Source organism: Achromobacter spanius, from assembly GCF_003994415.1.
GTDB lineage: Bacteria > Pseudomonadota > Gammaproteobacteria > Burkholderiales > Burkholderiaceae_B > Achromobacter > Achromobacter spanius_C.
Window position 1 is genome coordinate 2842859 of the sequence record NZ_CP034689.1, and the last position, 19233, is coordinate 2862091.

17 protein-coding genes are annotated in these 19233 nt (G+C 65.6%); 8 read left to right on the forward strand and 9 right to left on the reverse strand.

What is annotated here, in order from left to right; all coding sequences use genetic code 11:
* Window positions 1-118: 118 nt before the first annotated feature.
* On the reverse strand, window positions 119-1507 hold the full coding sequence (gene dbpA / locus ELS24_RS13170) for an ATP-dependent RNA helicase DbpA (protein WP_050446504.1): 1389 nt from the start codon (window positions 1505-1507) through the stop codon (window positions 119-121).
* Between the two features lie 71 nt (window positions 1508-1578).
* Window positions 1579-2337, reverse strand: a complete 759-nt coding sequence (locus ELS24_RS13175) for an IclR family transcriptional regulator (RefSeq protein WP_127184351.1) — start codon at window positions 2335-2337, stop codon at window positions 1579-1581.
* Between the two features lie 197 nt (window positions 2338-2534).
* Between ELS24_RS13175 and xsc the strand changes: the two genes are divergently transcribed.
* The 6 genes from xsc to ELS24_RS13205 all read left to right on the forward strand — a co-directional run bounded on the left by xsc (window position 2535) and on the right by ELS24_RS13205 (window position 8012).
* Complete coding sequence (gene xsc, locus ELS24_RS13180; RefSeq protein ID WP_127184352.1) at window positions 2535-4346, forward strand: sulfoacetaldehyde acetyltransferase; 1812 nt, start codon at window positions 2535-2537, stop codon at window positions 4344-4346.
* A 71-nt stretch (window positions 4347-4417) separates the two neighbouring features.
* The gene (locus ELS24_RS13185) at window positions 4418-5350 is read left to right on the forward strand and encodes a bifunctional enoyl-CoA hydratase/phosphate acetyltransferase (protein WP_127184353.1); all 933 of its coding nucleotides are present in this window, start codon (window positions 4418-4420) and stop codon (window positions 5348-5350) included.
* Between the two features lie 119 nt (window positions 5351-5469).
* Window positions 5470-5862: a nuclear transport factor 2 family protein gene (locus tag ELS24_RS13190; RefSeq protein ID WP_127184354.1), complete on the forward strand. Its 393-nt coding sequence runs from the start codon at window positions 5470-5472 to the stop codon at window positions 5860-5862.
* A gap of 19 nt (window positions 5863-5881) precedes the next feature.
* Window positions 5882-7282: an NAD(P)/FAD-dependent oxidoreductase gene (locus ELS24_RS13195; protein WP_205736967.1), complete on the forward strand. Its 1401-nt coding sequence runs from the start codon at window positions 5882-5884 to the stop codon at window positions 7280-7282.
* A gap of 59 nt (window positions 7283-7341) precedes the next feature.
* The gene (locus ELS24_RS13200) at window positions 7342-7614 is read left to right on the forward strand and encodes an antitoxin (protein WP_127184356.1); all 273 of its coding nucleotides are present in this window, start codon (window positions 7342-7344) and stop codon (window positions 7612-7614) included.
* Window positions 7611-8012 carry a type II toxin-antitoxin system VapC family toxin gene (locus ELS24_RS13205; RefSeq protein ID WP_127184357.1) on the forward strand — a complete coding sequence of 134 codons (402 nt, stop codon included), beginning with the start codon at window positions 7611-7613 and terminating at the stop codon, window positions 8010-8012. The genes ELS24_RS13200 and ELS24_RS13205 overlap by 4 nt, the downstream gene beginning before the upstream one ends.
* Window positions 8013-8085: 73 nt before the next feature.
* On the opposite strand, the gene ELS24_RS13210 is transcribed toward ELS24_RS13205, so the two are convergent.
* The 4 genes from ELS24_RS13210 to tauA form a co-directional block, all read right to left on the reverse strand.
* The gene (locus tag ELS24_RS13210) at window positions 8086-9618 is read right to left on the reverse strand and encodes a PLP-dependent aminotransferase family protein (protein WP_127184358.1); all 1533 of its coding nucleotides are present in this window, start codon (window positions 9616-9618) and stop codon (window positions 8086-8088) included.
* Window positions 9619-9730: 112 nt separating this feature from the next.
* On the reverse strand, window positions 9731-10558 hold the full coding sequence (locus ELS24_RS13215; protein ID WP_127184359.1) for an ABC transporter permease subunit: 828 nt from the start codon (window positions 10556-10558) through the stop codon (window positions 9731-9733).
* Complete coding sequence (locus ELS24_RS13220; protein ID WP_050446495.1) at window positions 10551-11381, reverse strand: taurine ABC transporter ATP-binding protein; 831 nt, start codon at window positions 11379-11381, stop codon at window positions 10551-10553. Before ELS24_RS13220 ends, ELS24_RS13215 begins: the two co-directional genes overlap by 8 nt.
* Window positions 11382-11444: 63 nt before the next feature.
* On the reverse strand, window positions 11445-12470 hold the full coding sequence (gene tauA / locus ELS24_RS13225) for a taurine ABC transporter substrate-binding protein (protein ID WP_127184360.1): 1026 nt from the start codon (window positions 12468-12470) through the stop codon (window positions 11445-11447).
* 395 nt (window positions 12471-12865) lie between these two features.
* On the opposite strand from tauA, the gene ELS24_RS31525 reads away from it, so the two are divergent.
* Window positions 12866-14572, forward strand: coding sequence for a methyl-accepting chemotaxis protein (locus ELS24_RS31525; protein ID WP_275066583.1), 1707 nt, complete (start codon window positions 12866-12868; stop codon window positions 14570-14572).
* A gap of 152 nt (window positions 14573-14724) precedes the next feature.
* Window positions 14725-16068 carry an amidohydrolase family protein gene (locus ELS24_RS13235; protein WP_164741247.1) on the forward strand — a complete coding sequence of 448 codons (1344 nt, stop codon included), beginning with the start codon at window positions 14725-14727 and terminating at the stop codon, window positions 16066-16068.
* Between the two features lie 24 nt (window positions 16069-16092).
* Here the strand turns inward: ELS24_RS13235 and ELS24_RS13240 are convergent, their stop codons facing one another.
* From ELS24_RS13240 to ELS24_RS13250, 3 genes are all read right to left on the reverse strand, one after another.
* The gene (locus ELS24_RS13240; RefSeq protein ID WP_127184363.1) at window positions 16093-16785 is read right to left on the reverse strand and encodes a response regulator transcription factor; all 693 of its coding nucleotides are present in this window, start codon (window positions 16783-16785) and stop codon (window positions 16093-16095) included.
* A gap of 679 nt (window positions 16786-17464) precedes the next feature.
* A complete protein-coding gene (folE, locus tag ELS24_RS13245) occupies window positions 17465-18010 on the reverse strand; it encodes a GTP cyclohydrolase I FolE (protein ID WP_050446490.1) in 546 nt (181 codons plus the stop codon).
* A gap of 402 nt (window positions 18011-18412) precedes the next feature.
* Entirely contained in the window at window positions 18413-19225 is an 813-nt protein-coding gene (locus ELS24_RS13250; RefSeq protein WP_240669500.1) for an alpha/beta hydrolase, read from the reverse strand.
* Window positions 19226-19233 lie beyond the last annotated feature (8 nt).

Below are 19233 nucleotides of genomic sequence, written 5' to 3' on the forward strand. Positions count from 1 at the left end.
GCGGCTGCGTCAAGCGGCGCCATTATGGCAAATGCCCAGCGAAATCATCAAGCTTTCGTCACGCTGACATCGCGATGCGTCGCGCGAAGTCCGTCCAAATATCCGGTCAAGCCAGAAATCAGAATTCCTCAAGAAAGCGCATACGGAAGCGCCGGCCCTTGATGTTGCTGTTGGATACCCGCGAAAACGCCTGCTTGGCAATCTGGCGGTCCAGCGCCACATAGGCGTTGAATTCCGTGATGTTGATCTTGCCCACCTGTTCAAAGGTCAGCCCGCCGTCGCCGGTGAGCGCGCCCAGCAGGTCGCCCGGGCGCAGCTTGTCTTTCTTGCCGCCCTGGATGCACAGCGTGACCATGGGTGCGCGCAGGGGGCGGTCGGCCTTGGGCTTGAGCGATTTGATGTCGCCCCATTTCAAGGGCGAGCCCTGGTATTGCTCAACCAGGTTCGCCCAGCGCATCTCGTCGGGCGAGCACAGGCTTAGCGCCAGGCCTTTCTGGTCGCCCCGGCCGCTGCGGCCGATGCGGTGCACGTGCACTTCGGTGTCTTTGGTGACGTCCACGTTGATCACGGCGCCCAGGTTCTGGATGTCCAGGCCACGGGCGGCCACGTCGGTGGCCACCAGCACGGCGCAGCTCTGGTTGGCGAACTGGATCAGGATTTCGTCGCGTTCGCGTTGTTCCAGGTCGCCGTTCAGGGCTTGCGCGCTGATGCCGTCGGCCCGCAGGCGTTCAACCAGGTCGTGGCTGCGGATCTTGGTGTTGCAGAAGGCCAGTGTGGATACCGGGCGGAAATGCGCCAGCAGGCGGGCCACGGCGTCCAGGCGGTCTTTGCCGTCGATCTCGTAGAAGATCTGTTCTATGCGGCTGGAATCGTGCTGCGCTTCCACCTTGACTTCGGCCGGGTTGCGCAGGAAACGCGCGCTGAGCTTGCGGATGTTGTCCGGGTAGGTAGCCGAAAACAGCAGCGTCTGGCGCTTCGGTGGGCAGTGCGAGGCAATGGCGACGATGTCGTCGTAGAAGCCCATGTCGACCATGCGGTCGGCCTCGTCCAGCACCAGCGTGGTCAGGCCGGCCAGGTCCAGGCTGCCGCGTTCCAGGTGGTCTTGAATGCGGCCGGGCGTGCCCACGACCAGATGCGCGCCGCGCGCCAGCGATTCGGCTTGCGGGCGAGCGGGCGCGCCGCCGCACAGGGTCAGGATCTTGACGTTGGGAATCAGGCGGGCCAGGCGGCGCAGTTCCTGCGCAACCTGGTCAGCCAGTTCGCGCGTGGGGCAAACCAGCAGGGCTTGCGGCGTCAGCGTGGTGGTGTCCAGCTTTTGCAGCACGCCCAGGCCGAACGCCGCGGTCTTGCCGCTGCCGGTCTTGGCTTGCGCAATGATGTCGCGGCCTTCCAGGATCAGTGGCAGGCTTTGCGCCTGGATAGGCGTCATTTGCTCGAACCCCAGGCTTTGCAGGTTGTCGAGCAGGGCGGGCAAGAGGGGCAGGGTGGAAAAGGGCGTGTTGGTCACAATATGGCGGATCGCAAAATCCGCGAAAAAACAAAGTCGACCGACAGTGTAAGGCCTGCCATGCCCAGGCCCTAGCCCTCGGCGTCGTAGGTGCCGGCAAGCGCCTGGGCGGCCTCTTGCATGCGGGGCAGCCAGGCACGCGCGCCGTCGATGGACAGCCGCGCCACCGGGGCGTGCAGCGCCACCGCGGCAATCACGCGCGACCCGCGCAAAATGGGCACCGCCATGCAGACGATGCCCAGCAGAAATTCTTCGCGGTCGAAACTGGCGCCTTCCTTGCGGATGGCGCTTAGCTCTTGTTCCAAGGCGCCTACGTCGCACAGGGTGTTGGGCGTATAGCGCGGCAAGGGGGCGGCGGCCAGCAGCCGCGCGCGCGCTTCGCGCCGCATGTGGGCCAGAAACAGCTTGCCGCTGGCCGAGCAATGCAGGGGCACGCGCGACCCCGTTTGCAGGTTCACGCGCAGCGGCCAGGCGGTTTCCACGCGGTCCAGGTAGATGACTTCGTCCCCGTCGACCATGGTGCAGTTGCAGGTTTCTCCGATCTCGTCGACCAGGCTGTCCAGGATGCGATGGCGTTCGCCCCGCAGCGGGGAATTCAGCAGGGTGTCGCGCGCCAGGGCGCTTAGCCGAGGTCCGCTGACATAGCTTTTGCCGGCGGGCTCGCGCAGCAGCATGCCGGCATCGACCAGGCGCGTCAGGATGCGCAGCACCGACGGCTTGGGCAGGCCCGTGGCCTCGGTCAGCGCCGCCAGCGACACGGGCGCGTCGGATTGGGCCACCTGTTCCAGCAGGGTCAGCGCGCGCAAGGCGGCGGAGGATTCGTCTTTCATCTTTCAATAATTGAAGATTCAGCGGCGGTGGGGGCAGCGTTGCACGGATTTTGCAGAAAATGGAACGCGGCGGTATGGGAAACGCGGGATTTCTCCGGCAGTATCGAATCACCCCGGCCATGATGCAAGCACGAAGCGAGCCCCCCGGCACGCTTTGCGCAAGCCTCCCACGGCGCCGGCCTGCCAGGAGAGAGACCATGAGCAGCAAGCAACACATGACCCCCAGTGAAGCGTTCGTTGAAACGCTGGTCGCGCAGGGCGTCAAAGACGTATTCGGCATTGTCGGTTCGGCCTTCATGGACGCGCTGGACCTGTTTCCCGCCGCCGGCATCCGCTTTGTACCCACCGTGCACGAGCAAGGCGCCGCCCACATGGCCGACGGCTATTCGCGGGTGACCGGCCGCCATGGCGTCTGCATTGCGCAGAACGGGCCGGGCATCACCAATTTCGTGACCGGGGTGGCCGCCGCCTACTGGGCGCACAGCCCCGTCGTGGCGATCACGCCCGAAACCGGCACGGCCGGCATGGGCCTGGGCGGCTTCCAGGAAACCGAGCAACTGCCCATTTTTTCGCGCATCACCAAGTACCAGGCGCACGTGAACCGCCCCGACCGCATGGCGGAATTCACGGCCAAGGCCTTTGACAACGCGCTGGCTGAACGCGGCCCGACGCAACTGAACATTCCGCGCGATTATTTCTACGGCGAAATCGACGTGGCCATCCCCGAGCCGCGCCGCATCCGGCGCGGGCCGGGCGCGGAAGAAGACCTGGAAGCGGCCGCGCGCCTGTTGGCCGAGGCCAAGTTCCCGGTCATCGTGGCGGGCGGCGGCGTGTTGTTCTCGGAAGGCCAGGCCGAATGCGTGGCGCTGGCTGAATTGTTGGGCGCGCCGGTCGTCACCAGCTATCTGCACAACGACGCCTTTCCCGCCAGCCATCCGCTGTGGTGCGGGCCGCTGGGCTACCAGGGCGCCAAGGCCGGCATGAAGTTGCTGTCACAGGCCGACGTGGTGCTGGCCTTGGGCACGCGCCTGGGTCCCTTTGGCACCTTGCCCCAGCACGGGCTGGACTACTGGCCCCAAGGCGCGCGCATCATCCAGGTGGATGCCGACCACCGCATGCTGGGGCTGGTGCGCCCGGTGTCGGTGGGCATCTGCGGCGACGCCAAGCCGACCGCCGCCGCCTTGACCGCCAAACTCAAATCGCGCGAGGTGGCGTGCGTGCGCACCAAGGCCGCGCGCGGCGACGACATTGCGTCCCAAAAGGCGGCCTGGGAAGCGGAGCTTGACGGCTGGTCGCACGAACGCGACGACTGGAGCCTGGACATCATTGAACAAGGCGGCGGCCGCATGCACCCCCGGCGCATGCTGCGCGAGCTGGAACGCGCCATGCCCAAGCATGTGATGGTGTCCACCGACATTGGCAACATCTGCTCGGTGTCCAACAGCTACCTGCGCTTTGACGAACCGAACTCCATGCTGGCCGCCATGAGCTTTGGCAACTGCGGCTACGCCTTGCCGGCGCTGATCGGGGCCAAGCTGGGCCGGCCCGACCGGCCGGCCGTGGCCTATGTGGGCGACGGCGCCTGGTGCATGAGCTTCCAGGAACTGCTGACCTGCGTGCGCGAGAAAATTCCCGTCACCGCCGTCGTCTTCCATAACGGCCAGTGGGGCGCCGAAAAGAAAAACCAGGTGGACTTCTACGGCCGCCGCTTCGTGGGCAGCAACCTGCTGAACCCCAACTTCTCTGAACTGGCGCGCGCCATGGGGGCCGAGGGCATCCGGGTCGAGCACGCGGACCAGGTGGGCGCCGCGTTGCAGGCCGCGTGCCAGGCGCAATCCGAAGGCAAGACCACCGTGCTGGAAATGATGGTCAGCCAGGAACTGGGCGACCCCTTCCGGCGCGACGCCCTGAAGCAGCCGGTGCGCTTCCTGGACAAGTACAAGCCTTACGTGAACCAGCCGTTCCAGGCGGGTGAGGTGCCCTTGCCGATTGATCCGGCGCGGCGCTGATCGCAGGCGGCTTCTGCGCCCGGCGCCTTCGCGCCGGGCGTTCGTTTCCTGGCTCTGGGAGCACGGTCTATATGGCTAGCGATCGATTGTTCGCGCCGCTGCGCGATGCCGCGCTGTCGGCGGGGCGCCTGCGCACGGCGGTGGCGTATCCCTTGTCCCCGTCCAGTCTTGAGGCCGCGGTCGAGGCGCAACGGGCCGGCCACATCGAGCCGGTGCTGGTCGGGCCGGCGCGCAAGCTGCTGGAGCGCTTGGAGCAAGCAGGCTTGCGGCCGGGGGATTTTGACATCGTCGATACGCCCGACGATGAACGGCTGGCCGCGCAGACGGCGGCCGGCTTGGCGCGCGACGGCGCGGTGCAGATGCTGATGAAGGGCAGCCTGCATAGCGATAATTTCATGGCGGCCGTGGTGTCGCGGGAATCCGGCCTGCGCACGAATCGGCGCATCAGCCACGCCTTCGTGATGGCGGTGGAAGCCTATGCCAAGCTCTTCATCCTGACGGACGCGGCGGTCAACATCGCGCCCACGCTGATGGAAAAGGCCGACATCGCGCAAAATGCCATCCACCTGGCGCAGTCGCTGGGCATCGCCCGGCCCAAGGTGGCGGTGCTGTGCGCCACCGAATCCGTCAACCCCGCCATGCCGGCCACGCTGGACGCGGCGGCCTTGTCCAAGATGGCCGACCGCCAGCAAATCCGGGGCGGCGACATCGACGGCCCGCTGGCGTTCGACAACGCCATATCGCGCGAGGCGGCGCGGGAAAAGTGCATTGAGTCGCGGGTGGCGGGCGACGCTGACATTCTGCTGGCCCCGGATATCGAGGCGGGCAACATGCTCTACAAGGAACTGACCTGGCTGGCGGGCGCGGGCACCGCCGGCCTGGTGCTGGGCACGCGCGTGCCGGTGCTGCTGACCAGCCGGTCCGATTCCGTGCAGGCGCGCGTCAACAGTTGCGCCATTGCCGTGCTGCACGCGCGCGCGATGCTGGCGGCACGCGCCGAGTGATGGTTCTGGTGCAACCGATTCCCCGTGTCTGGTTCTAGACCCTGCCACCCCCGCCACGTACCTTGAGTCCAGACGCCCGCGCGCGCTTCGCGCCGGCCTTTCAAGTAGAGGGGTAGGCAATGCAAAACACCGTCACCGCCGACATGCTGGCCGAATTCGCGGCCGCCTGGAACCGCCACGATATCGATGCCCTGATGGGCTTCATGAGCGAAGACTGCGTGTTCGAAACCGTGGGCGGCCCCGACGCCTGCGGCAGCCGGCACACGGGCACGGAAGCGGTGCGGGCGGCGTTCGCGGCGGCCTGGAAAAACTTCCCCGACGCGCAGTGGAACAACGGCCGGCATTGGGTCGCGGGCGATCGCGGCGTGTCGGAATGCACGTTCACCGGCACCGCCGCCGACGGCTCGCGCGTAGAGGCCGACATGGTCGACATCTTCACGTTCCAGAACGGCAAGATCCGCGTGAAGAATGCGTTCCGCAAGCAGCGCCCCGCCTTGCCCGCGCGTGCGTGAGACACGCATGGATACCCAAATGTCCTTCGAACCTACGCGCCCGACGCCGGGTGCTGCCGCGCGCGCCGCCTACAACCCCACCTACGACCCGCTGGTGTCGCCACCCGGGCAGGGGCAGGACTACGCGCCCACCTACTGGGTCGCCACGGCCGGCGCGCCGCCCGAAGATGATGGCCCTATCCAGGGCGACGTCGATGCCGATGTGGTGATCGTGGGCTCGGGCTTTACCGGCCTGTCGGCGGCACTGACTTTGGCGCGCGACTTCGGCGTACGCGCGCTGGTGCTGGAAGCCAACCGCGCCGTGTGGGGCTGCACCAGCCGCAACGGGGGCCAGGGGCAAAATGCCTCGGGACGCTTGTACCGGTCGCAATGGATCAGCCGTTGGGGGTTGGATACCGCCAAGCGCCTGGACGCCGAAATCCGCGAGGGCTTCGAGTATTGGAAAAGCCTGGTCGCGCAGGTGGACTGCGACGCGCAGCCGGGCGGGCACCTGTACACCGCGCATCGCCAGAAGAAAATGGCGTTCCTGGCCAACGAAGCGCGGGTGATGCGGGAAGTGTTTGGCTACGACGCCAAGATGCTTACCCAGGACGAACTGCGCGAGCGCTACGTCCACGACCACGAGGCGGTCGGCGCCATGCACGAGCCCGACGGCGTGGGCGTGCACCCCTTGAAATTGGCGTACGGCTACCTGCGCCAGGCACGTGCGCTGGGCGTGCGGGTGCATCCGTCCAGCCCCGTCCTGGGTTGGCGCATGGACAAGGGCGCCATTCTGCTGCACACCCCAGCCGGCGTGGTGCGCGCCCGCCGCGTCGCCTTCGCCACGGGTGGCTACACCGCGCAGGGCGTGAACCCGCTGCTGGACAACCGCATCATGCCGGTGCTGTCCAACTCCATGGTCACGCGCGTGCTGACGGATGCCGAACGCGCCGCCGCCGGCCTGAAAAGCACGGTCTTCATCACCGACACCCGCACGCTGCGCTTCTATTACCGCCTGCTGCCCGACGGCCGCATGCAGATCGGCAGCCGCAGCGCCCTGCACGGCGCCGACGCGCAACACCCGCGCCATCTGGCGCTGCTGCGCGAAGGCCTGGCCAGGAAGTTCCCGTCGCTACGTGACGTCGAAGTGGCGTATTCGTGGTGGGGCTGGGTAGACGTCAGCCACGACATGATGCCGCGCGTCACGCAACCCGACCCCGCCCAGCCCGTGTATTACGCCTTCGGCTACGGCGGCAACGGCGTAGCCTTTTCCGCGCAAGCCGGCAAACGGCTGGCCCAGCGAATGATGGGCAAGGACGGCGCCCCGTGGAACCTGCCCATCTACGATTCCCCGCTACCCGGCCATCTGTTCGCCCCGTTCAGACGACTGGGGCAGGGCTTGCTGTACCGCTGGTATCACCTGCGGGATGAGCATTTGTAGTGCAAATTTGAGATTGGCATATACAATGTGGCATATGCAACCTGAGCGAGACCAGTGCCATGCCCATTCCAGTTATCGCGTCCCGGCCACGCGAGGCCAAACTCTTCCGAAATAATCGGAGCCAGGCCGTCCGTATTCCCGCTGAATTCGAACTGCCTGGCGACCGAGTATTGATCCGTCGTGAGGGCACCAAGCTCATCATTGAACCTGTGGCGGGACCGAGGAACATTGTTGAACTGCTGGCTCAATGGCGAAAGGATGAGCCGCTCGGGCCCGACGATCAATTTCCCGATATCGCTGACATGCCGCCCCAGCCGGAGGACATTCTGTGAGCGGCTATCTCTTGGACACCAACATCATCAGTGCCCTGGTTCGTGACCCCGATGGTCCCGCTGCGCGTCATATCGAGCGGGTCGGTCATCAGGAAATTTGCACCAGCATCGTCGTGGCGGCCGAGTTGCGTTACGGCTGCGCCAAGAAAGGGTCTCCCAAGCTGACAGCCAAGGTTGAGAGCTTGTTGGAGACGATTCCGATCCTGCCTCTCGATGTGCCGGCTGATGCCGAGTACGGCGGCATTCGCGCCGAGCTCGAAGCCGAAGGGAAAACCATCGGGGCCAACGATATGTTGATTGGTGCCCAGGCCTATGCCTTGCGCCTTACGCTCGTGACCGGGAACACCCGAGAATTTGAACGTATCCGTGGCCTTGCCGTTGAAAATTGGCTCATCTAACGCCCTTCGTCACTCGTTAAGCCTCGACGCGCACCGCGCCTTGCCGCCCATTGGCGACGGCGTTGTCTGCCCCCTAAGCCGCCGCCCGCAACCGAAATCGGCGCACCACTTGCGCCAGTTTCGCGATACCCGGTTCGATCAGTTCCGGGCGGATCGACGTGAAGCCCACGCGCAAGACATTGCCGGGGGCGTTGGCGCCGTTCATGAAGAAGACGTCGCCGGGTTCCACCACCACGCCTTCGGCCAGCGCGGCTTCTGATAATTCGGCGGCGTTCAGCCACGGCGGGCCTTGCAGCCAGCAGGACGAAGAACCCGTGATGGGGGTGGGGGTGAAGTCGGGTAGGTGGCGGGCCAGCGCTTGGGTCAGTTCGGCGCCGCGCTTCTGGTAGGCCTGCGATTGCTTGCGCAGCAGCGAATGGTGGTGGCCCAGAGAAATAAACAGCGAGAACGCACGCTGGATGTAGGCGGACGGGTGGCGCAGCATCAGCCGGCGCAGCGCGCGCAGTTCGCGGGTCAGTTCGCGCGGCGCGACGATATAGCCGATGCGCAAGCCGGGCGCGAACGACTTCGCCAGGCTGCCCACGTAGATGACGCGGCCATCGCGGTCCAGGCTTTTCAAGGCCGGAATGGCGCCTTCGCCCCAGCGGCTTTCGCTTTCGAAATCGTCTTCAATGATCATGCTGTCGGCCTGGCGCGCCAGGGCCAGCAGGGTTTCGCGGCGTTCCATCGACAGCGTGACGGTGGTGGGGCATTGATGGCCCGGCGTCACGAAGACATAGTCGCAGCCCAGCAGGTGCGTGCCCGTGCACAAGCCGCCTTCGTCCACGGGCATGGGCAGCAGGTGGCGCGTATGGCTGGCGAAGATGTTGCGGGCGTCCGGGTAGCCAGGGTCTTCCATGCCCACCACCGTGTCTTCGTTGACCAGCAGGTCGGCCAGCAGATACAGCGCATGCTGCGCGCCCACGGTGATGACGATTTCCTCGGCGTCGGCCCACACCCCCCGGCGCGGCAGCACTTGCGTGCGGATCTGTTCGATCAGCGCGGGGTCGTCGTGGGTGATCAGGTCGGGCGCCCAACTGCGGATGTCCAGCACCGACAGCGCCTTGATGCAGCACTCGCGCCATTCCGCCGTGGGAAACAGGTCGGGGTCGAACTGCCCGTACACAAAAGGGTAGGGCTGCTTCTGCCAGTCTTGCGGCTTGCTGATATTGCGCTGGCGCGACGGGCGAAAGCGCAGCCGTTCGTCCCAGCGGATCTGTTGCGGTTCCTCAGCAGGGGACACGGCCGCCGCCGCTTCGCTGGCCGACCCCGAATGCCCCTGCATGACGGAATCGCAGACAAAATGGCCGCTGCGTTCGCGTGACACCAGATACCCTTCGCTGACCAGTTGCTGGTAGGCGAAGACGACGGTGTTGCGCGCAATGCGCAACTGATCGGCTAACTGGCGGCTGGAGGGCACGGGCATGCCGGGCGGCAGATGCCCGCTAAGAATGGCCGACACCAACATCTGCCGCACGCGGCCTTGCAGACTGAGGTTGGGCGCGCTTTCCCGTTCGAACAGACGATCCCACAACACAGGCTTTTGCATGGCGGCCTGGCTGGACATGACGGCTCCTTGTGAAGGCGGCGCGGGCCCCCAAGGCGGGGGCGGCGCAATCCGCTTTCCAGAATAGAGGACGCAAAAATGGGGCGGAATGGGGGATTGCCCTGCCGGCTGTCTAGACACGCCCCTTCCACGGAATGGCGAATTTTTCCACGTAGCGCACCAGCAGATCGAACGCGAAGGCGAACACGCCGATCACGATGATGCCCATGATGACGATGTCGCTGGCCAGGAACTGCGCGGCGTTCAGCACCATGAAGCCCAGGCCACGGTCGGCGGCCACCATTTCCGCCGCCACCAAGGTGGTCCAGCCCACGCCGATGCCGATGCGCAAGCCCGTGAAGATCTCGGGCATGGCCGCCTTCAGAATCACATGCCAGACGATCTGCATGCGCGTACCGCCCATGGCGTAAGCCGCATGGATCTGTTCGATGGATACCGACCGCACCCCGGCGCGCGCCGCGATCGCCATCGGCGCGAAGATGGCCAGGTAGATCAGGAGGATCTTCGGAAATTCGCCGATGCCGAACCAGATGATGATGAGCGGCAGGTAGGCCAGCGGTGGCAGCGGGCGGTAGAACTCGATGGGCGGGTCGAAGATGCCGCGCGCGTAGCGGTTCACGCCCATCAATATGCCGATGGGCACGGCGGTCACGCAGGCCAGGAAGAACGCCGAGAACACCCGTGTCAGGCTGGCCATGGCGTGTTCGGCCAGCGTGGAATTGGCCACGCCGTCGGTCATGGCCGAGATGAACTTGTCGTAGACCGCAAAGGGCGACGGCAGGAACAGCGGCTTGACCCAACCCGTGCTGGTGGCCAGGAACCACAGTGCAATCAGCGCGACGGTGGTGATCAGGCTGATGTGGCTGCTGTAGCCCGCGCCCGGCGCGCCATACACCTTGCCGGGTGCGGCGGGCTTGTGGCCGCCGCGCGCTTTATGCATGAGCGGGCTCGTGGGCGGCAAGCTCGTCGCCGTAGATGATGCCAAGGACTTGCTCGCGCATGGCGATGAAGTCGGGGCTGGATTTGATGCGGCGGCCATCGCGGGTCTCCAGGTAGCGCCGGTTGAAGTCCGGCGTGAAGGTGTGTGTGATGCGGCCCGGGCGCGGCGACATGACGATCAACCGCGACCCCAGGAACAGCGCCTCTTCCACGCTATGGGTAATGAAGAAAAACATCTTGTTGGTCTGGCGCCAGATGTCCAGCAGCAGCTCCTGGATGGTTTCGCGCGTCAGCGCGTCCAGCGCCGCCATCGGTTCGTCCATCAGCAGCATGGCGGGGTCGCAGGTCAGGGCGCGGGCAATGCCCACCCGCTGCTGCATGCCGCCGGACAACTGGTAGATCATGTGACGGTGAAAGTCCTGCAGGCCCACCAGTTCCAGGTTGCGGCGGGCGCGGGCGCGCCGTGTGGCTTTGTCCACGCCTTGCAGTTTCAGGCCGAACTCGGTGTTCTCCAGCACGTTCAGCCAGGGCAGCAGCGCGTGCTTCTGGAACACCACGCCGCGCTCGGCGCCCGGGCCCGTGATGGGCCGTCCGCCCAGCGTGATCTCGCCTTCGGTTGGCGACAGGAAGCCGGCCAGCAGGCTCAGCAAGGTGGTCTTGCCGCAGCCGGACGCGCCCAGCGCCACCACGAATTCGCCGGGTTCGATGGTCAGGTTGACGTCATGTAGCGCCACCACCGGGCCGCTGTCATGCATGCCGGGGTAGGTAACGCCGACGTGGTCCGCGCGCAAGGCCAGGGCGGCGGGGTGGGATGGCTGGGTCATGCGGATTCCCCTTATGACGGCACGCCCGCGGCAAGGCGGGCGTGCTGGGCAAAGACGGCGCGGCTATTTGGCGGCGGCCTTCGCGTACTGGTCCGTAACGTGCGGGCTGTAGTCGGTCAGCGCGCGGTCGATCTGCTTCTGGTCTTTCAGGAACTTGGCGCTGGCGTCCAGCGCCCGTACCGCGCCCGCATCCTTGCCGCCCAGCCAGGTCGGTGACGCCTGTTCCTGCGCGGTCGGGAACACCAGCAGCTTGAGCGCGCTGACAATGTCGTCCGGCTTGCCGCCGATCAGCCGCACGATGCCCTTGACCTCGGGCGATTCGGGCGTCCATTTGGCGCCGTTGGCGTGGTAGTCGGCGTAGGACTTGGCCAGCACGCTGGTGAAGGCGGCCATGAATTTCGGGTTCTTGGCGGCCCAGGCGCGGTCCACAACGATGCCGTCAAACGTGGGCACGCTGGCGCGGCCAATGGCTTCGGAGTCGGCGATGACCTTGCCGGTCTTTTCGATTTCAGTCAGCGCGGGCGGCCAGACATAGGCGGCATCGATGTCGCCGCGCTGCCAGGCGGCCACGATCTGTGGCGGTTGCATGTTCAGGATGCGCACGTCGCGCGGGTTGATTTTCCAGACCTGATCCATGCCCACCAGCAAGTGGAAGTGCGAGGTCGACACGAACGGCGTCGCCACGCGCTTGCCCTTGAGGTCGGCCGTGCTGTTGATGCCCGAGCCGTTGCGCGCCACCAGGGCTTCGGACTTGCCGATGTTGTCCAGGATCCAGAACAGTTGCAGGTCCACGCCGCGGGTCGCGGCCGACGTAATGCCCGTGGAACCCAGTACGCCGACCGGCACATTGCCCGAGGCGAGCGCCGTGGAAATGTCGCCGCCCGAGGTGAACTGGCGCCAGTCGACCTGGTAACCGGCGTCTTTCAAGGCTTTGTCGAAACTGCCGTCGGCAATGGCGGACAGGAAGGGTCCGACGATGAGCTGGTAGCCAACGACCAGCTTGGTCTGCGCGTAGGCAGGCGCCGCCAATAGCGCGGCGGCAAGGCCGGCCAGGGTGCAGCGGCGGATGAGGCGGTAAATCGCGTTCATGGTGATCTCCGAAAGAGAGTGGGCCGCGCCCCGACGCGACCGGCTTTGTGCCGGTGCGGCCTGGTGCCAGTTTGCCCGGATAGGGCCAGAACGCTAGGTCCAGATGGGCGGTTCAGTAGGAGCCAAACCGCGTGGCGGCGGGTGGGTCTCAGCGTGTGCCGGGGCCGCGGCATCGGGTATCGGCCAAATGCCCGATGCCGCCATAGCAGCACGAGTTACCAGCAGCGCTGGATTTTCCAGTGACGGAAATGTCATTCATTTGTTAACGATTTGTCTGGCGTGCTGGGATACAGTCGTTTCGTCCGGCCATGCGGGTGCGATGGAGGGCCTGGAGTGTCGGTGTTCCGCTGGCGCCTGGCCGCAGCCCCCGGGGCCATGAATTCCGTCGAGGTCGTATGTTCACCAATCTAAGAATCCGCAGCTGCCTGGGCATCTTGCTCGCGCTGTTTTTTATTGGCATGTTGGCCGCCAACGGCGCGGCCTGGCTGGACACCCGGTCCAGCAATGCCAAGCTGGACCAGGTCAACGAAGCCTATTCGATGCGCGTCGTGCCCGCCTACGAGGCCTACACGCTGATGCTGCGGGCGCGGCTGGCGATGGACGCGGCCATGATCAACCGGCAGGTCGGCCGCACCCAGCAAAGCGATGCCGACGCCGCCCGCGCCGAAGATCTGTGGCGCCGTTCGCGCGCCCGCTTCGAGGCCTTCTCCAATGAGGTCCGGGCCCCTGCGCTGCAAGAAAAAGCCGCGCCGGTGGCGGCCGCGTTCAAACACTATGACGCGCTGGCCGCCGAGCAGTTCGAATCCATGCGCGGCCAGGATGCCCGCGCCTTCGCCTTGCAGATGGATGCGGTGCAGGGCGCGCACCTGGCCTTTGACCACGAGGTGGCCGACTACCTGGCCTATGTCGATGCGCAGACCAACGCTTATGTCGCGGCGGCGGCCAGCCAGCACCTGCGCGCCAACATCCTGATCGCGGCGCTGCTTGCCGCCGCCGTGTTGCAGAGCATTGGCGCCGCGCTGTTCGTCAGCCGGTCCGTGCTGCGTCCCTTGCTGCGCGCCGGCGCTCACTTCCAGAGCATTGCCGACGGCAATTTGACCAACCACATCGAGATCAAGTCCCACAATGAAATCGGTCAGCTTTTTCTTGGCCTGCAACGCATGCAGGCCAGCCTGGCCAAGACGGTGGCCGCCGTTCGCCAAAGCGTGCAGCAGATCAGCCGGGGTACGCACGACATTGCGGACGGCAATGTGTTGTTGTCGTCGCGTACCGAGCAGCAAGCCGCCACGCTTGAAGAAACCGCGTTGTCGATGGGTCGGTTGGCGGTAACCGTCAAGGAAAACGCCGACAACGCGCTGCGCGCCAACGAGCTTGCCGAGGGCGCGTCGCAAGTGGCGGGGCGCGGCGCGGCGGTGGTGGCGGACGTGGTCGGCACCATGCAGGACATCAGCGCCAGTTCGGCCAAGATCACGCACATCGTGTCGGTGATCGACGGCATTGCCTTCCAGACCAACATCCTGGCGCTCAACGCCGCGGTCGAGGCGGCTCGCGCCGGCGACCAGGGCAAGGGTTTTGCGGTGGTGGCAGGCGAAGTGCGCGCGCTGGCGCAACGCAGCGCCCTGGCGGCCCGTGAAATCAAGCAATTGATCGCCGATTCGGCTGGCCGGGTCCAGGCGGGCGCGCAACAGGTGGAGCTTGCGGGGGCCACCATGCGCGAAATCGAGAACGCCGTGCACCGCGTGACCGACATCATGGGAGAAATCGCCGCCGCGTCCAGCGAGCAGGCGCAAGGCATCGACCAGGTCAACCTGGCGGTCTCCAGCATGGACGAGGCCACGCAGCAGAACGCCGCGCTGGTCGAGCAGGCAGCCGCATCCGCGCGGGCCTTGCGTGACCAGGCCGAAGGCCTGGCGCAAACCGTCGCCATCTTCAACGTGTCGCCGCGCGTGGTGATCGACATGCCTGTCGCGCGCGAACCGGTCCAGGCCCACCAGGTCCAGGCTCAGGCCAGGGCCCCGGCAGCGCGCCGCCGCGTGGCCTTGCAACGGCCCAAGGCGGCCGGCGCCGGGGCCGACGTGCAAGACGATTGGCAAGTGTTCTGACGAAGCGGCGCCGGAAGGAGGATCTGGCGCCTGCCCGGTAGTATCCGGTGGCCCGTTTCCGCGGGGAGCAGGCCGACGGTCGATCAACGCTACGCATGCGTGCGTCCCCGGGGATCGGGGCAAGCGTGTGCTCTCACGACAAGAAGAAAACAATGAGCGATTTCGACATGGTGATACGCGGTTCGCTGATCAGCGCCGATAGCATTCTGGAAGACGGTTGGTTAGGCATCATGGACGGCAGGATCGCGGCAATGGGCAGCCACAGCCCGCCCGCCGCGCGCGATCAGGTGGATGCGCGCGGGCTATGGGTGCTGCCGGGCGCTGTCGATAGCCGTACCTATATAGGCGGTTGGGCAGACGGTTGCGGCATTGGCCGGGCATCCCGCGCGGCGGCGGCAGGGGGCGTGACGACGTTGGTGGACATGCCCTACGAGCACGCTGAAGTGGTAGCCAGCCGCGCGCAGCTGGATGCGATGGTCTCGCGCATCGGACGCGAGGCGCATGTGGATGTGGCAGTGGCTGGCACCGTCAACACCGAGCATGGCCTGGACGCGGCGGACGCCTTGGCGCGGGGTGGGGTATGCGCGTTTTCCATCCCCACATTCGAGGCCGAACGGCAGCGCTTCGCCCATCACGAAAGCGATTTGCTTCAGGCCTTCCAGGGCATTGCGCGCTTTGGGCTGGCTTGCAGCATGCACAACCATGCGCGCCTGACCGTCAGCCGCAATGCGCGGCGGCTTCTGAACGCCGGCAGGCCGGGCAGGGAAGTGCTGGCCCGCGCCAATCTGCCGCTGATCGAAGGCTTGACGACGCGGTTGCTATGCCGCGTGGGTGCGGCGGCTGGCGTGCGCATGCAAGCCGCCGATGTCTGGTCCGAACAGGGCTATGCCTTGTGCGCCCGTTACCGCCAGGCCGGGCATTGGGTCACGATCGAAACCAGCCTGCGCAGCCTGATGATGAGCATCGAAGACGCGCTGCAGCAGTTTGGTGGGACACCTGACGACTATCCGCTGCTGCGTCCGCGTGTGGAGGTCGACGCACTGTGGCGGCGTCTGGCGACCGACATGGGTACTTTCGTATCGTCGGGCTACCTGGCCCGCGGCGACGATGGCGGCGAATGGCCGGCGCCCATGGTCGATTACGGCCCCGACCTGCTTCTGCCGGCGCTGTGGTCCGGCTGCGAATCGCGTGGCCTGTCGCCGTGCTTGGTGGTGCGCCTGCTGTCGCAAAAGCCCGCCGAACATTTCCTGCTGGACGACCGCAAGGGGTCGTTGGACATAGGCAAGGACGCGGACTTCGTTGTGCTGGCGCCCGGACGTTCGGCTTCGCGGCAAACCGAGCACGTCGGGCAGCCCCATACCGTGCATGTTTTTGGGACGTGGCGGCGCGGCCAATTGGTGTATGACGGCAGTCGCGTGCACGGCGAGCCGGGCACCGGCCATTACCTTCGACCGCGCGCCGTGTCCAGGGAAGGCCACGGCGCCACGGTGATGTGATGGTGAACTGATGCGCCAAGCGCGTCAGTTCGACGGCTCTCGCTGTTCCATGACGTAACCCAGGCCCCATACGGTATGCAGCAGGCGCGTGCTGAAGGGGTCATCCATCTTCATGCGCAGCCTGCGCACGGCGACGTCGATGGCATTGGTGCCACGGTCGAAATTGATGCCCCACACATGCGCGGCCAGGTTCATGCGAGATTGCACTTCGCCGTGCTTGCGCATCAGTCGTTCAAGCAGGGCGAATTCAATGGCCGTGAGCCGGATGCGCTGCCCTTCGCGCAAGGCCTTGCGGCTCAGTAATTGAAGTTCAAGATCACCCACGCGCAAGACATGCTGCGCGCCAGCGTCGTCGATGGGCGAAGACCGTCGGCTGATGGCCTTCATCCGCGCGACGAGCTCGCAGGTGGCATAGGGTTTGGCCAGGTAGTCGTCCGCGCCTTCGCTCAAGCCTTGCACGCGGGCTTGCAGCTCGTCGCGGGCCGAGACGATCAGCACGGGCACATTGCTTTCCTTGCGCAGTTCCCGCAGCACCGTAAAGCCATCCATGACGGGTAGCTGCACATCCAGCAGGATCAGGTCGTACGGAAACGTTTTTGCGATGCGAAGACCGCTTGCGCCATCGGTGGCAATGTGAACGATCTGGCCTTGCTCGGCAAGCGTGTGGCTCAGTGCTTCAGCCGAGGTCTTGTCATTGTCGATTACGAGGACTTTCATGGGTTACTGCATCGAATGGACACCATGGGCTTGCGGGGCCGCGCCAAGACGCGGTTTGCAAACTGCCGGCGTTCCTCACACGGACTGGCGCAACGAAATGCAGCGGTAAGGCATGCACGCCAGGCGACCCGTCATGCTGACGGCTAATAACGCTCTTGTGAATTGGAAGAGTCTTAAAAGTGCCCCGGCCGGCAGGCCGGCCGGGGTAAAGTTGCTGCGAACGGTGCGCCAGATCGGGGGGGGAAGGCGGCAACACCGTTTTTGCTGCGACGACTGCAACTTCAAACAACAACTAGACATCTCACGACGTTTGCTTTCGAAGGCTGTGGCGGCTCCGATCGCTTGGTCGCGGTTCGCAGCGTAATGATTGTGAGGGGGCTGCGAATGACTTCAATGTACAGCCCGCTTTCGCCAGTCGGTCGCATGAAAACAGCCGCTTGCCGCAGGGATTTGAGCCATTTCAATTGGCCGAAATCAGGCGCCTCAAAGTGGCGGTTTGGTCTGATTTTTATCCTGGTGCACGCGTGCCGCGCGAAACCGGCCTGGGGGCGCGAAAGGCCGGCGGGCAATTGAGCAAGCAAGAGCTGTGTGGCGGGCTATCTCTGCCGATTCAATGCCAAGTGAAACGGGCGGTGCAGCCTGCCTGGCCGCACCGCCCGTTGTGGGGATGGGGGAAATATCAGCGGATCAGGCTGAGGAACTCTGCCCGCGTGGACGGGTTGTCGTGAAATTCGCCCAACATCACCGAAGTGACCATGGACGAATTCTGTTTTTCCACGCCGCGCATCATCATGCACATGTGTTGGGCCTCGATCACCACGGCCACGCCGGCCGCGCCGGTCACGCTTTGCACGGCCTCGGCCACCTGGCGGCTGAGGTTTTCCTGGATTTGCAGGCGGCGCGCATACATTTCCACAATGCGGGCCACCTTGGACAAGCCCAGCACCTTGCCGGCCGGCAGATAGGCCACGTGGGCCTTGCCGATGAAGGGCAGCATGTGGTGTTCGCACAGCGAATACAGTTCGATGTTTTTCACCAGGACAATTTCGCGCGTGTCGGACGTGAACAGCGCACCGTTGACGATTTCGTCCAGGTCTTGCGAGTAGCCACGGCACAGATGGCGCATGGCCTTGGCCGCGCGGGCGGGCGTATCGGCCAAGCCTTCGCGGGACGGGTCTTCCCCTAGCGCTTCGAGAATGGCGGTGTAGTGCTTTTCCAATGACATCGGGGGACTCCTGGGGCAACGCGTTCGTCGTGGCGTCGTGTCGTGCCGCGTCGGCGACGCGGAATTGCAGGCAAGTCTACCGCAGCACGGGATTGTCTACCGTGGCGCGGGGTTGTGTGCCATGGCCGCCGCCGCTGATGGGTTCCGTGCGACAAGCGTTTGTTTTCGCGGGCCGGCGTTGCCGCACTTCACCCATCCTACGATCCACCATCCGTAGGATGGGTGAAGCGCGTCATTCGCTCTGCAAGAACCCCGCCAACAATCGCGCGCAACCCATCATGCAGACGTTCCCCGGGACCTATCGCGCAGATGTCCCCGTAACCTATCGCGCAGACGTTGGCGATGGGTTACGCGCGGCAGACGCCGGTTTTCGCGGGCAGGCCCTGCCGCGCTTCACCCATCCTACGGTTTGAGTCCAGCCATCGCGCGACGCCATAGCGTTGGCCATTGTTCTGCCCAACAATAGGCGTGAGTCATGCCCGGCACGCTCTCCACGGTTGGTCGACGGGTGGCGGGATAACGGGCCGCGTAGCCGTGCGCCAGCGCCGGCGGAATCACGGTATCGCTGGCGCCGGCAAAGTGATACTGCGCCAGCCTAATCAGCCGGTCCGTTTCCGTGGCGGGGTCAAGCGAGCCGGTCAGCGGCGACAAACCGTGCAGACGGACCCAGGCGTTGGGATCAAGATTGCCGGCCACGCTCAATAGCGCGACCACGTCGTGGCGGCGGGCCGCGGCCAGCGCGGCGATCGCGGCGCCACCCGAATAGCCGACCAGCACCAGGCCACGGGGGCCCAGCCTGCGTTGCAACGCGTCCAGAGCCTGGTTCGTCGCCGCCACCGCTTCCGGCGCAAAGCGGCGCGTGGTCCAGAGCGCGGGGGAGCAGGGGGAGCGGTGCGCGCCGGTGAACTGGCAGGGCCGCGCCAGATAGGCGGCCTGACCTTCCGGTTGCGCCAACGCCAGGCGCAACCCCACGGGATCAATGGGCGTGGGGTCTGGCGAAACTTGGGACGGCGTCAGCCACGCCAAGCCGTCCCCTTCGATATACACGGTCAACCATCCCGTTTGTGCGGCGGGCGGCGGCGGGACATAGGCCCGCAAGGAAAAACCGGCCGCTTCCAGCGTCAGGGCCGACCAGCCATGCGCGGCGGCAAGTGCGTCGGCGTGGTGGGCGCGCTTGGCCGGCGTTGGCGGCGTGGCGCAGCCGCTGGCCAGCACAAGCGCCG